This window comes from Arachnia rubra, from assembly GCF_019973735.1.
GTDB lineage: Bacteria > Actinomycetota > Actinomycetes > Propionibacteriales > Propionibacteriaceae > Arachnia > Arachnia rubra.
Map to the genome: position 1 here is coordinate 2795425 of NZ_AP024463.1, position 13397 is coordinate 2808821.

15 protein-coding genes are annotated in these 13397 nt (G+C 65.3%); 10 read left to right on the top strand and 5 right to left on the bottom strand.

Going from position 1 to position 13397, the window contains the following annotated elements; genetic code table 11:
• The first annotated feature begins 7 nt into the window (after positions 1 to 7).
• Together SK1NUM_RS12765 and SK1NUM_RS12770 are read left to right on the top strand one after the other, a co-directional pair.
• Positions 8 to 850, top strand: coding sequence for a carbohydrate ABC transporter permease (locus SK1NUM_RS12765; protein ID WP_212322672.1), 843 nt, complete (start codon positions 8 to 10; stop codon positions 848 to 850).
• A 25-nt stretch (positions 851 to 875) separates the two neighbouring features.
• A complete protein-coding gene (locus SK1NUM_RS12770) occupies positions 876 to 2108 on the top strand; it encodes an ABC transporter ATP-binding protein (RefSeq protein ID WP_212322675.1) in 1233 nt (410 codons plus the stop codon).
• Between the two features lie 180 nt (positions 2109 to 2288).
• On the opposite strand, the gene SK1NUM_RS12775 is transcribed toward SK1NUM_RS12770, so the two are convergent.
• The gene (locus SK1NUM_RS12775; RefSeq protein WP_212322678.1) at positions 2289 to 3056 is read right to left on the bottom strand and encodes a DUF881 domain-containing protein; all 768 of its coding nucleotides are present in this window, start codon (positions 3054 to 3056) and stop codon (positions 2289 to 2291) included.
• 92 nt (positions 3057 to 3148) lie between these two features.
• Between SK1NUM_RS12775 and SK1NUM_RS12780 the strand changes: the two genes are divergently transcribed.
• Both SK1NUM_RS12780 and SK1NUM_RS12785 read left to right on the top strand, forming a co-directional pair.
• Complete coding sequence (locus SK1NUM_RS12780; RefSeq protein WP_212322681.1) at positions 3149 to 3445, top strand: cell division protein CrgA; 297 nt, start codon at positions 3149 to 3151, stop codon at positions 3443 to 3445.
• Positions 3446 to 3449: 4 nt separating this feature from the next.
• Positions 3450 to 4115, top strand: a complete 666-nt coding sequence (locus SK1NUM_RS12785) for an HAD family hydrolase (protein WP_212322684.1) — start codon at positions 3450 to 3452, stop codon at positions 4113 to 4115.
• Positions 4116 to 4234: 119 nt separating this feature from the next.
• Here the strand turns inward: SK1NUM_RS12785 and SK1NUM_RS12790 are convergent, their stop codons facing one another.
• Positions 4235 to 4720, bottom strand: a complete 486-nt coding sequence (locus tag SK1NUM_RS12790) for a hypothetical protein (protein ID WP_212322686.1) — start codon at positions 4718 to 4720, stop codon at positions 4235 to 4237.
• Positions 4721 to 5175: 455 nt separating this feature from the next.
• On the bottom strand, positions 5176 to 5562 hold the full coding sequence (locus SK1NUM_RS12795; RefSeq protein ID WP_212322688.1) for a hypothetical protein: 387 nt from the start codon (positions 5560 to 5562) through the stop codon (positions 5176 to 5178).
• Positions 5563 to 6002: 440 nt separating this feature from the next.
• Between SK1NUM_RS12795 and lysS the strand changes: the two genes are divergently transcribed.
• The 4 genes from lysS (at position 6003) to SK1NUM_RS12815 (ending at position 10503) form a co-directional block, all read left to right on the top strand.
• Positions 6003 to 7523: a lysine--tRNA ligase gene (gene lysS, locus SK1NUM_RS12800; RefSeq protein ID WP_212322690.1), complete on the top strand. Its 1521-nt coding sequence runs from the start codon at positions 6003 to 6005 to the stop codon at positions 7521 to 7523.
• Positions 7524 to 7640: 117 nt separating this feature from the next.
• Positions 7641 to 8678, top strand: coding sequence for an ABC transporter substrate-binding protein (locus SK1NUM_RS12805; RefSeq protein WP_212322692.1), 1038 nt, complete (start codon positions 7641 to 7643; stop codon positions 8676 to 8678).
• Complete coding sequence (locus SK1NUM_RS12810; RefSeq protein WP_223927594.1) at positions 8675 to 9721, top strand: FecCD family ABC transporter permease; 1047 nt, start codon at positions 8675 to 8677, stop codon at positions 9719 to 9721. The genes SK1NUM_RS12805 and SK1NUM_RS12810 overlap by 4 nt, the downstream gene beginning before the upstream one ends.
• Positions 9718 to 10503 (top strand): ABC transporter ATP-binding protein, encoded by a 786-nt coding sequence (locus SK1NUM_RS12815; protein WP_212322694.1) that lies wholly within the window; start codon positions 9718 to 9720, stop codon positions 10501 to 10503. The genes SK1NUM_RS12810 and SK1NUM_RS12815 overlap by 4 nt, the downstream gene beginning before the upstream one ends.
• 169 nt (positions 10504 to 10672) lie before the next feature.
• Here the strand turns inward: SK1NUM_RS12815 and SK1NUM_RS12820 are convergent, their stop codons facing one another.
• The gene (locus SK1NUM_RS12820) at positions 10673 to 11098 is read right to left on the bottom strand and encodes a cupin domain-containing protein (protein ID WP_212322695.1); all 426 of its coding nucleotides are present in this window, start codon (positions 11096 to 11098) and stop codon (positions 10673 to 10675) included.
• 25 nt (positions 11099 to 11123) lie between these two features.
• A complete protein-coding gene (locus tag SK1NUM_RS12825) occupies positions 11124 to 11891 on the bottom strand; it encodes a Rossmann-like domain-containing protein (RefSeq protein ID WP_212322697.1) in 768 nt (255 codons plus the stop codon).
• A gap of 107 nt (positions 11892 to 11998) precedes the next feature.
• Between SK1NUM_RS12825 and SK1NUM_RS12830 the strand changes: the two genes are divergently transcribed.
• Positions 11999 to 12349: an ArsR/SmtB family transcription factor gene (locus SK1NUM_RS12830; RefSeq protein WP_223927596.1), complete on the top strand. Its 351-nt coding sequence runs from the start codon at positions 11999 to 12001 to the stop codon at positions 12347 to 12349.
• The gene (locus SK1NUM_RS12835) at positions 12346 to 13356 is read left to right on the top strand and encodes a cation diffusion facilitator family transporter (RefSeq protein ID WP_212322702.1); all 1011 of its coding nucleotides are present in this window, start codon (positions 12346 to 12348) and stop codon (positions 13354 to 13356) included. Before SK1NUM_RS12830 ends, SK1NUM_RS12835 begins: the two co-directional genes overlap by 4 nt.
• The last annotated feature ends 41 nt before the right edge of the window (positions 13357 to 13397 follow it).

Sequence of the window (13397 nt, forward strand, 5' to 3'; positions counted from 1 at the left end):
GGCGGGTATGACTCGCGAAATCACCATTGGACAGCGACTCTGGCAGATCGCCGGCAGCATCGCGATCATCATCTACACGATCGTTCCGCTGCTGTGGATCGTGAACCTGTCGCTCAAACCGGGATCCGAGCGGGCCGACGGCAATTTCTGGCCAGTCCACCCCACCCTGGAGAACTACGAGCTGATCTTCACCGGAGGCGCCCGGGATCTGTTCCTGCCCGCGCTGTTCAACTCCGCGCTGGTCACGGTCATCGCGACGATCATCGCTGTGATCCTGGCTACCTTCTGCGCCTACGCGATCGCCCGGCTCGACTTCCCCGGCAAGCGGCTCATCCTCGGCACGGCGCTCACGGTGTCCTTCTTCCCCGTGATCTCACTGGTCACCCCCCTATTCGACCTGTGGCGCCAGATCCACCTGTTCGACACCATCCCAGGCCTGGTGCTGCCCTATCTGGTCCTGACGCTGCCGCTGTCGATCTGGACCCTGTCGGCCTTCTTCCAGCAGATCCCGTGGGAGATGGAGCAGGCCGCGCAGGTGGACGGCGCCAGCAGCTGGGAAGCCTTCCGCAAGGTGATCGTGCCGCTGGCCGCACCTGGGGTGTTCACCACCGCGATCATCGCCTTCTTCACGGCGTGGAACGACTTCGTCTTCGCGATCTCACTGACCAGCGACAAAGCCCGCACCGTTCCCGCGGCGCTAGCCTTCTTCACCGGCGCCAGCCAGTTTGAGTCGCCCACCGGCGCTATCTGCGCCGCGGGCGTCGTGGTGACGGTGCCCGTGGTCGTTCTCGTCCTCATCTTCCAGCGCCGCATCGTCTCCGGCCTCACCTCTGGTGCCGTCAAGGGCTGAACCCCGACTAGGAGAGCAAACAGTTATGGCCAACATCACCCTCAAGCACATCGTCAAGGAGTACGGCGACGGTTTCAAAGCCGTCAATGACATCAGCCTGGACATCGCCGACGGCGAGTTCATGATCTTCGTCGGCCCATCGGGCTGCGGTAAGTCGACGACCCTGCGGATGATCGTGGGGCTGGAGGACATCACCTCCGGCGAGCTGCAGATCGACGGGCAGCGGGTCAACGACCTCGCCCCCAAGGACCGCAACCTCGCCATGGTCTTCCAGAACTATGCCCTATACCCGCACCTAACCGTCCGGGAGAACATCGCCTTCCCGCTGCGGCTCAACCGCAACAAGGTCGACGAGGAGGAGATCCGCCGCCGCGTCGACCAGGCCGCCGACCTGCTGGAGCTCAACGAGCACCTGGAACGCAAACCGGCGAACCTGTCGGGTGGCCAGCGGCAGCGCGTCGCGATGGGCCGCGCGATCGTCCGGGAGGCCGACGCGTTCCTCTTCGACGAGCCGCTCAGCAACCTCGACGCCAAGCTGCGCGGCCAGATGCGCACCGAGATCGCCCGGCTGCAGCGCCGGCTGGGCATCACGACGATCTACGTCACCCACGACCAGACCGAGGCCATGACCCTGGGCGACCGGGTCGCCGTGCTGAAACGCGGGCTGCTGCAGCAGTGCGCCTCGCCGCGGGAGCTGTATGAGGAGCCGGCGAACCTGTTCGTCGCCGGGTTCATCGGGTCACCGCCCATGAACTTCCTCCCCGCCACGGTCCACGAGGACCACCTGGAGCTCCCGATGGTCAACGCACCCATCCCGGAGAGCGCCCGTGAGGAGCTGGCGGGCAAGAAGGTCGTCATCGTCGGCCTACGTCCTGAGCACATCAAGGACGCCGACGCCACCCCACCACCCGAGGACGCGGTGTCCTTCACGTCGGTCGTCGACGTCACCGAGTGGCTCGGCAACGAGCAGTACGCCTATGTCCCGTTCCAGTCCGACCCCTCGGTGCAGAGCACCCTGGAGGAGCTGGACCGGGACCTCGACGGCGAGGGCATGCGCACGCAGTTCGTCGTCAACCTCGACCCCAGGTCCCAGATCCTGGAGGGCGAGGAGGCCGATCTGTACTTCATGCCGGAGTCCATGATGGTCTTCGACCCCGAGTCCGGCCGCAACCTGACCCGGGACGAGGCGAACGCCAAGCGCATCGCCGAACGCTCGGAGGCCGCGAGGAAGCGCGCCCTGGAACGGGCAAAGGACTAGCGCCCCGCCATAGCGAACGCCCAGCCTGCCAGTTCACCCAGCGGGCTGGGCGCTTTTCGCTGGCCCTATCGCCGTTTCGCTGGCTCTATTCGCATTTGCTGGCGTCACAGCACAGGCAAACGTGAATAAGGCCAGCAAACCCAGATCAGGACCAGCAAACCGGACTGCTGGAAGGGGCCGCTAGCTGCGCTTGGCGTGGGTCACTCTCAAGGCGCCCTGGAAGGCGGGAAGCGACAGGGACGACTCTTTGGCCACGCTGTATCCCAGGCCGTAGGCGTCGGCGTACTGCCGGTAAACGATCAACGCCCGGGAGGACTCCAGGGCGGTGCTCATCCGGTCGCCGGGGCCGATGGCCTCTATGACGTAGGGCGGGGCGTAGGGAATGCCGTGCAGGATCACGGAGTTGCCGACGCATTTGATCCCGGAGGTGGAGATGATCCGCTGCCCCTGGATGCTGACTGCCTCCGCTCCGCCCTTCCAGAGGGCGTTCACGACAGCCTGGATGTCCTGCTGGTGCACCACCAGGGCGTCGTCGTCGACTCCCGCGGGTTTCACGTCGGCGGGGGCGTCGGTGAGCGTCACGCGCAGGCCGGGACCGGCGACGGCGGTCGTCGAGGCCTGTTCCGCCGCTGTCCTCTGCTGCTGCTCCAGTTCCGGGGACGCGCCCTGCTGATGTCCGAGGGCGTCCAGCTCGGACCGGACCTTGCTGACGTCGCGGCTCAGTTGCTCGTTGCGCTGCGCCTGCGTTGCGATCAAGCCGCGCAGCGAGGTGTTGCGGTCGGAGCGCAGGTCGGTGCCGCGGGCGGCGAACGCAGAGGCGGTGAGCATCGTCCCGGCCAGGATGCAGATCACCCCTGTGCCGACCCGGCCCCGCAGACTCCGGGGCTGCCCTTCACCGCGGGGACGCCTGATGCGCCTCAGGAGACGGAGCAGTCGACCGTTTTTCATGGGCCAACCCTACGCGGCCCGCGGCACCGGATGTGTTCCCACCCGTGTGACTCCACTACCCTTGGCACGAGGAGATTGAAAGGAGGGGCGCGGTGCCCGAGTCCAAGGTGCGCAAGGAAGCCAAGAGCAAGACGCGCAAAGAGCAGGCCGAGGAGCTAGCGAAGACTCGCAAGGAGCGTAAGGAGCGCAAGCGCATCGCCGGTGGGACGGAACGCCGGTGGGTGCCGTGGCTCTTTTGCACCGTCGGGCTGCTGGGTGTGATGTGGATGGTGACCTGGAATCTGGCTGGCACCTACATCGGTTTCATGCGGTCGCTGGGCGAATGGAACATTCTGATCGCCCTCGGGTTGATCATCTCGTCGTTCATGCTGGCGACGTTCTGGAAGTGACCTGATGGGCTGGCAGCACGTCGTCGGTTCGTTCGACGCCGTGATCTTGGACCATGACGGCACCATCGTTGACTCACACGCGGCCATGCTCCGCGCCTACGCCACCTGGGCTGAGGAGTTCGACGTCGACCTGGAGAAGCTTCCCACGTATCTGGGCATGCCCAGCAGGGCCTTGACGAAGGCGCTGGTCGCGGAGGACCGCTGGTCGGCTGCGGCGATTCGCATCGAGGAGTTGGAGGTCACCGACACCGCGGGGGTTGCGGCCATGCCGGGTGCCGCGGAGACGCTGCGCGTGCTGCCCGCCGGCGCGGTGGCGGTTGCGACGTCCTGCACGCGGCGTCTGCTCGATGCCCGGATGGCTGCGGCGGGCCTGCCGCTGCCCCGAGTGGTCGTCACCCGCGACCAGGTGGCCAACGGCAAACCCGCTCCTGACTCCTTCCTGCTGGCCGCCGAACAACTCGGCGTGGAGCCGTCGCGGGCTCTCGTGGTGGAGGATTCGCTCGCCGGGATCGCAGCCGCCCGGGCCGGCGGCTTCCCCGTCCTCGGGATCCTCAGCACCCACTCCCCCGATGTCCTGCACGCCGACGTGCACGTGCCAGACCTGTCCCAGGTGACGTGGGAGGTCACGCACGACGGCATCCGGGCCGTGGTCGCCTGGGGTAGCGACTGATCGCTAAGCCACATAGTCACCCGTTAAGTTCTGAAGATCTTCTACCGCTTTCCCGCTTGCTATATGAGGGGTGACGGTGCCTGCGGGAATTCCTATGGGTGGTGCTGGTGTTCCGATATTCACCGTCGTCGGCTGGGTGTGGTGGTGGGGCGGCTATTACGGTCGGGGATGGTGACCACGTGGGCTTCGATCACATTCACCTCCAGCTGGGACGACAACTCGAGCTTGATGGTGCCGGTTTGTCCCATCCCGGACCAGACAATAGTCCAGTAGCTGGTGGCGGTGACTGTGTATGTGCCGCGCTTGGGGTACTGGTAGCCGCAGAACGGTGATGCCTCATCCCGGGTTTTGTTTGCTGGGTGTGGTATTCCTTTGCCGCAGGTTTTGTGGTGGCCATCGCCCATATCCCAGTCCAGACGAGTGACGCTGGCGGTGGCGGTGACGCTATAGCCGTCCTGCGACGCGGTCTTGACAATCGGCCCCCACGTGTTAGGAGCCGGGTCAGTGACCCACATCCAGTTACGCCACCCCACCAGCGTGTGCCGGCCGGGGAAGCCCTCAATCCGATCCGGCCACATCCCCATCCCCACCGGCCGCAACTCCATGCGTTCTACCGCGATTTTGGCTAAATCCGCAGGATCCGGGGGCTGAGCTTCTTCAGGGCCGGGTGCCCAATAATTGTAGGGAGAGTTCCCAGCGACATTACAGCTCATCACCACCCCGCCACTGTGCCCGGTCCAGATCGGATCCGTTTTCGGTGGCTGCGGATCAGCCGGCCTGACATAACACATATGCTCAAGATCCCACTGCCCACCATCAATACGGCAAGGAACCTCAGTCTTACCGTCATAGTGATAACACCTCTGCTCCCCCGACCCCCCAGAACCCCCAGACTGCGAACCACCAGACCCACCCGAATGCCCTGGAGCCCCCACCTCAAGCTCACAAACACCATACCTGCCCACCTCTGTGCAGCGGATTTCAGCGTTTGCTTGGGTAAAAGGCAGTTGGATTGCGATCAATAAAAAGACTATTAAGAGACTTAGCTTCTGGCACATGATTAGCATCCTGAACTTGCTTCGCTAGTAATAGCACCAATCAGCCACACCGTCGCCGGCTTGACCACCTGAATCTGCCAAGCCACGGTCCGTGGGCGAACAGGGTTCAAAACTTTCTCACTAGTCTTTGAATCGATAATTTCTACTTCCCTGCTGTCGGTACAGGCTTGGATTTCTACCATTTGAGAATCATCTACCTCAGTTGCTTCCGCAGCTCCTTTGATATGCACCTTAATGACTCCTGTCTGCACCCAGCCTTTGCTGCGATACTCACCAACTTGCCGCGTATCGAGTACCTGCGTTTGCCCCGTAGTGATATCCGCCAACGGCTGAATCGAAGCATCCGGATTCGTGCTCACCTCATCAAGGATCCGGAAATACTCCATCACCCGATCAGCAGCCTCCTGCTGCTCCGGACTGAACGTCTCCGATGGCTGCGGCGACACACTAGAAGGAGACGGACCAGGAAACGCAGACGTCGTCACCATCGTCGGCGATGCCACCGACGACCTATCGAAAGTTAAGGGACTCTTCGGAGCAGAAGACTCGCCACTTCCACACCCTGACACCACAACCACCACCGCCACAGCAGCAGCAATCCGCATACCCGACCGAACCATCACCCACACCTCCATTGGTGCACCACAACCCCCAGAACAGGAGGATGCAACTGATCCTAGATAACACAGCCCGCCCCGGGGAGGAATCCCAGAAAATTCCGGGAGGATTCCAGGAGGTGGGATGTGCTGCGCTTTATGCGCATGGTGCAGGGCTGACCGGATCTCTGTCGGCGGGATCTCGTCGTCTGGTGCCGGTAGACTCCCCTCACGTGACCGATGCGCGTACTCAAGCCCCTGATCCCGCCGACTCTGAGCAGACTGTGGTCCGCAAGGAGAAGCGGGAGCGGTTGCTGGTTGCCGGTACGCAGCCCTACCCCGCGGATCTGAGCCGCAGCCACACCCTGGCGGCGGTGCGGGAACGCTGGGGACACCTGGAGGCTGGCGAGGAGACCGGCGATGTGGTGACGGTCGGTGGCCGGGTCGTGTTCATCCGCAACACAGGCAAGCTGGCCTTCGCGACGCTGCAGGACGGCTTCACCCCCGGGGACAACGGCGAGCGGCTGCAGGTGATGCTGTCGCTGGCGGAGGTCGGCGAGCAGGCCCTCGCCGCGTGGAAGTCCGACGTCGACCTGGGCGATCACGTCTGGGTGGAGGGTCGAGTGATTTCCTCCAAACGCGGGGAGCTGTCGGTGATGGCCAAGGAGTGGCGGTTGGCGTCGAAGGCCCTGCGGCCGCTGCCGGTGCTGCACAAGGAGCTGTCGGAGGAGTCGCGGGTCCGCCGCCGTTACGTCGATCTCATCGCCCGCGAGGAGGCCCGGGAGATGGTGCGGACCCGCTCCGCCATCACCCGCGCGATCCGGGAGACGCTGCACGAGCAGGGCTACCTGGAGGTCGAGACCCCGCAGCTGCAGCTCGTGCACGGTGGCGCCGCGGCGCGCCCGTTTACGACGCATCTGAATGCCTTCGGCATCGACATGAGCCTTCGGATCGCGCTGGAGCTGCACCTGAAGCGCACCATGGTCGGCGGCGCGGACCGCGTCTTCGAGATGGGACGGGTGTTCCGCAACGAGGGCATCGACTCGTCACACTCGGCGGAGTTCACCATGCTGGAGGCCTACCAGTCGTGGGGCGACCAGTGGACGATCGCACAGCTCACCCAGGACATCATCGTCGCCGCCGCCGACGCCACCGGCTCGCGGCAGGTGGAGACCGAGAAGGGCACCATCGACCTCGACGGCCAGTGGCGCTGGCTGGCGTTCTTCGACGGGCTGAGCCAGGAGCTGGGCCGCGAGATCACCGTCGAGACCGGCGTCGAGGAGCTACGGGCCATCGCGGACGAGCGCGAGGTGGAGTACGACCCGAAGTGGCCGGCCGGGAAGCTGGCGATGGAGCTGTTCGGCGACCTCGTGGAACCCGGCCTGATCCAGCCGACGTTCGTGTGCGACTACCCGTCGGTGGCGCAGCCGCTGGCTCGCCCCCACCGCTCGGACCCCGGGAAGGTGGAGGCCTGGGACCTGATCATCGGCGGCATGGAACGCGGCACCGGTTTCACGGAGCTGATCGACCCGGTGATCCAGCGCGAGGTGCTGGTGGCGCAGTCGCTGGCCGCCGCCGCAGGCGACCCGGAGGCGATGCAGCTGGACGACGATTTCCTGGAAGCCCTTGAATACGGCGCCCCGCCGATGGGCGGCATGGGGCTGGGCATCGACCGTCTCGTGATGCTGCTCAAGCCGGGGGCCGGCATCCGGGAGACCATTCTGTATCCCCTGCTGCGTCCGTCTCATAGCTGAACGGAGGTCTCGACAAGGGCTAATTCTAAGGTTAGCCTTCGTGCAGACTCGAAGCCTGTCACCAGGTGACCCGAGATTTTCTGTGAACTGCCGTCGGCACCCCTTAAGGACCCCTTCATGCATCTCAAGCGGCCCCTCGTATCCCTAGCCCTGGTCTCCACTCTGCTGGTCGGTGGCTGCGCCGGCAGCGGCCAGCAGACCACATCTGGGTCAAGCAGCGCACAAAACACCTCGAGCGAGAGCGCTGGTTTCCCGCTGACCATCGAGAACTGCGGTCACCAGCTGACCTTCCAGAAAGCTCCGACGCGGACGGTGTCGCTGAACCAGTCGTCCACCGAGATCCAGCTGTCGCTGGGGGTGGCAGACACAATGGTGGGCACCGCGACCTGGACCGACCCGGTGCTGCCGTCCCTCGAAGAGGCGAACAGCAAGGTGGAGCGGATCTCCGACAGTGGCCCGTCGCTGGAGGCCGTCACCGCCAAGGAACCCGACTTCGTGACCGCGTCCTTCCCCAGCACCTTGAACGACAAGAACGCCGGCAGCTACGAGAAGTACGAGTCGCTGGGGGTCCCCGCCTACCTGGCCCCGAACCAGTGCGGCAAGAAGAGCGGCGACGACGCACCGGAGGAGAAGTTCACCATCGACAAGGTGTACCAGGAGGTCGAGGAGCTGGCGAAGATCCACGGCGTCCCCGACAAGGGCAAGCAGGTCAATGACGAGCTGAAGTCGCGACTGGAGAAGGCCATCGCTCAGAAGGGTGGCAAGCCGGTCAAGGTGCTGTTCTGGTTCGCGAACTCCGAGGCGCCCTATGTGGCGGGCGGCTCGGGCGCATCGCAGTTCGTCTCCGACCAGCTCGGCGTCACCAACATCTACTCCGACCAGAAGGACGAGTGGCCGCAGGTCAGCTGGGAGGACGTGGCTGACAAGAATCCCGACATCATCGTGATGGGTGACCTGACCCGCAAGAGCCAGACGGCCGATGCCGCCGACGAGAAGATCGCCTTCCTGAAGAGCAATGCTGTCACCGCGCAGATGGACGCGGTCAAGAATGAGCGCTTCATCAGGGTCGCGGGTGGCGACATGAACCCGTCGATCCGGACCGTCGACCTGACGGAGAAGCTCGTCGCCGGGATAGAGCAGTTCGGACTCAAGTGAGCCCATCCCAGGCCACGCAGAGACGCGCCCGTAGGCTCCCGGCGGCGGTAGTGGTCGTCGTCGGCATCGGGGTGCTGCTGCTGTCGATAGTGACGGCCATCAGCTTCGGACCCTCCGACCTGAGCGTCGGGAATGTCTGGGACGTGCTCGCGCACAAGCTCGGCTTCGGACCGGATCCGGGCCTGACCCCGCTGCGGGTCGCCACCATCTGGGACCTGCGCCTGCCGCGGGTCCTGCTGGCGGCGGCCGCCGGCGCCGGGCTGAGCCTGTGCGGTGTGATCATGCAGTCGCTGCTGCGCAACCCACTGGCCGAGCCGTATCTGCTGGGTGTCTCGTCGGGAGCCTCCACGGGCGCTGTGCTGATCCTGGTGATGGGGCTTGGCGGCGGGCTGGTGAGCTTCCCCGCGGGCGCCTTCGTCGGTTCTCTGGCGGCCTTCGCCGCGACGCTGGGACTGTCCCGCCTGGCGGGCGGCACCACCGACAAGATCGTGCTGGCAGGCATCGCCGTCACCCAGGGGTTCTCGGCCCTGACGTCGTTCATCATCATGGTCGGCGCGGACGCCAACACCACCCGGGGAGTCCTGTACTGGCTGATGGGCTCGTTCGCGAGCGTCTCCTGGACTGACGTGGCGCTTTCGGCGACGGTGCTGGCTGGGTTTCTCCTGCTGACCATGTTCATGGCCGGGTCACTGGACGCCTTCATGTTCGGCGAGCAGGAGGCCGCGACGCTGGGGGTTTCGGTGCACGCCACCCGGATCATCCTGCTGGGCGGGGCGGCGTTAATGACGGCTGTGGTGGTGTCCTCGTCGGGCGCCATCGGGTTCGTCGGACTGGTGCTGCCGCACATCGCGCGGTTGCTCGTCGGATCGCGGCACCGGGCCCTGCTGCCGGTGTCGGCGGTGTTCGGGGCGATCTTCCTACTGTGGGCCGACACCATCGCGCGCGCCGCCTTCGCCCCGCTGGAGGTGCCGGTGGGTGTGATCACCGCGCTGGTGGGTGTGCCGATCTTCGCCACCATTCTCGCTAGGACCAGGAAACGATGAAACTAGAAGCAGAAGATCTGACCTGGACCGCTGGCAACGCCATCATCGTGGACGGCATCAGCGTCCCAGCCATGCCCGGCCGGATCCTGGGGCTGCTCGGACCGAACGGGTCGGGCAAGTCGACGCTGCTGGGTATGCTGGCCCGCACCATCCAGCCACGGTCCGGGGAGATCATCCTGGGCGACCGCCCCTACGCGCAGTGGACACCGACGCAGATCGCCCAGCGGATATCGGTGGTGCAGCAGAAAGCGACCACGGACCAGGACGTCACCGTCCAGGACGTCATCGACCTGGGACGCATCCCACACCGCCGCCGCTGGGCCGGTCCCAACCCCCAGGACCGCAAAGTCGTGGCGGATGCCGCGAGGCGCACCGGGATCGAGCATCTGCTGACCCGGGACTGGCAGACCCTCTCGGGTGGCGAACAGCAGCGCGCCCACCTGGCGCGGGCATTCGCCCAGGAGGGGCAGCTGATGCTGCTCGACGAGCCGACCAACCACCTCGATATCTCGCATCAGCTGGAGATCCTCGCGACGCTGAGGGAGTCGGGGGTGAGTGTCGTGGTCGCGCTGCACGACCTGAACCTCGCGACCAGCTTCTGCGACGAGGTGCTGGTCATCCACCAGGGACGGGCGGTCTGCCTGGGCAAACCAGCCGAGGTGCTGACCGCCGACCTGATCCGCGAGGTCTACGGCGTGGAGGTGCGCATTCTCCACCCTGAGGGCGACGAGACCCCGCTGTTCCAGTTCCTCCGTCCCACGTCCTCAGCAGATACGGATTAGGACAGATACAGATTTAGGACCTGAACATCGAGAGCACCAGGAAGACTAGGCAGCCGGCGCCGATCACGATACTCAACCAGTGCATCGGGATGCCGTAGACGCTGTGCTGGTCCGTCACCTTCTCAGCCAGCTCCTGGCTACCCTGGAACCTGCCATTGACAACGGTCTATTACTGGTGGCGTTCCCCGGTGAGCATGGTCAGGATCAGGACGTTCTTCTCGGGGGCGTCGGCCGGGCAGTCGACCCGGTGGGTCAGGTGGCTGGTGAGGTGCAGCACCACGCCGGGACGCATCTCCACGACCTCGTCGCCACAGGTGAACAGCAGCCTGCCCTGGGCGCACTGCACGGTGATGGGGTGCGCTGCCTGGTGGTCGTCGAGACGCTGACCGGGGGCGAAGTTCATCAGGATGACATTCGCGCCATCGCCCTGAAGGTGCCTGCGCACCCCGGGCCGGCTGCGCGACGGGTCTGTCTGAGGGGCCGTGGCGATCGAGTCGATGACGGTCATCGTCCCGGTGGAGGACACCTCCGGCGCACCGAAGGCGTCGGGGGTGTTGATGGGCACCGTGATATCGGTCAGGCTCGGGTCGGCCATGGGGTTTCCTTTCGGGTGACGGATCTCAGGCTGCGGGGCGGTGCTGGTGGACGCGGTGGCCAGCAGCGAACATGCCCTTCATGTTGACGCCCGCCAGGGCCCGATCCAGCTGCTGGGGATGGGGCGAGACGAAACCGGTGATGGTGTCGACGCCGTAGGAGAAAAGTACCGGGTTCAGCGGGACGGACGGGCCAACCAGCACGGTGTAGGCGTTGCGGGAGAGCTCGATCAGGCGCGGCGCGGTCTTGTTCACGAAGGCCGAACCGGAGATGAAGACGTAGTCGCACTCAGGTAGGAGGTATTCGCAGGCGGAGTCCGGGTAGTCGCCGGGCTGTGGGTTGCGCTCCAGGCAGATGTACTCCCCCGCCATTTCGAGGGCCTTCTGGGCGAAGGGGAAATGCCCGATGACGGCGACCTTCTTGCCGGTGACGTCCGTGGCGTAGGGGTCGAAGACCATGCCCCAGTTGATGCCCTCGCCGGTGGGGACGAAGCCGTTGGCCTCAGCGACCTCCGGGGTGCTGTGCCAGGAGTTGATGGCGGCCTGCCCAATGGAGCTCTCCGCCAGGTTCCAGCTGCGCACCAGCTGGGCGGCCTCCCGCAGCGGCGCGCCGTCGAGGGTGACGCCGGGGAAGATGTCGGGACGGGATTTGACGTTCATCGTCCACGCCATGCCGATGCCACCGGCCGAGTTGATGACCCGGGTCCACTGCGCGCCGACATTGACCGTTGTCAGGGTCACCTCCTCCGGGATCGCGTCGATGAGTGCGTCGTAGATCTCCCAGGGGTTTCCCATGCCGTTCTCCGTCCAGCCAAGGTGGGGCTTACCTGATGGAGAGTACACGGCGATATCCGTCGCCAAAACCCCTAGCATTCATCGCTCAGAAACGTTATCATCGTTCCATGACGATGACTGAGGCAGGGTCCGCGCACCCCGAGACCGACACGGCGGCAACGCTGTTCCGGTCCCTGGCCGACCCGAACCGGCTGGCCATCGTCAAACACCTCATGCTGTCCGAGCACCGGGTCGCCGACCTCGTCAAGCACCTGGGGCTAGCACAGTCGACGGTGTCCGCCCACGTCAGGGGGCTGCGCGACAGCGGCCTGCTGACCGCGCGCGTGAGGGGACGCGCCACCTTCTATTCCCTGGCCGAGCCAGAACTGATCACCAACCTCCTGGCAGCCGCCGACGACCTCTTGGTCGCCACCGGCGAAGTCCCAGTCACCTGCGAACCGGAAGACGACGCGCAATGAGCAACCACCACGACGCAGCCCACGAGCACAGCGCCGCACCGCACGACCATCACAGCCACGAGAAGAGCTCCCACACCCACGGACATGGCCATGGTCACAATCACAATCACGCGCACGGATCGACGAACCGGAAGCGCCTCGGGATCGCCCTGGGGATCACCGGCGTGATCTTCATCGCCGAGGTCGTCGGCGCGATCGTCACGGACAGCCTGGCGCTGCTGGTCGACGCCGGGCATATGCTGACCGACTCCATGGGCCTGGTGGTGGCCCTCATCGCGGCGACGCTGATGAAACGGCCGCCGTCGGAGCAGCACACCTGGGGCTGGCAGCGCGCCGAGGTGCTGTCGGCGGGTGCGCAGTCCGCAATCCTGCTGTGCGTCGGCGGGTATGCGATCTTCGAGGGCGTCGGCAGGCTCTTCGCTCCCCCAGAGGTGGAGGCCGGCGGGGTCGCTTTCATCGGTGTGGTCGGCCTGCTCGGCAACGTCGCGTCGCTGATGGTGCTGCTCGGCGGCAAGGACAGCAACCTGAACATGCGGGCTGCTTTCCTGGAGGTGCTGAACGACGCGCTCGGGTCGGTGGCGGTGATCGTCTCCGCCGCCGTGATCGCCCTGACCGGCTGGACCCGCGCCGACACCGTTGCTGGCCTCCTGGTCGCCGTGCTGATCGTGCCGCGAGCGCTGAAGCTACTGAAGGAGTCGGGGTCGATCCTGCTGGAAGCTACCCCCAGCGGACTCGACCTGACCAAGGTGAGGGAGCACATGGCGGAGCACCCGCACGTCAAGGACGTCCACGACCTCCACGCCTCCGTCGTCTCCACCGACCTGCCCGTCCTGACCGCCCATGTGGTGCTATCCGACGAGTGCTTCAGCGACGGCCATTCCCAGGAGATCCTCTCCGAGATCCAGGATTGCCTGACCACACACCACGAAGTCAGCATCGAGCACTGCACGCTGCAGCTGGAGTCGGAGGAGGTCGCCAAGGAGCACAAGGAGCATTTGCACGCCTGAGGTTCGCGGGCGCTGTCCTTTTGGACAGGTGATCCTGTTCC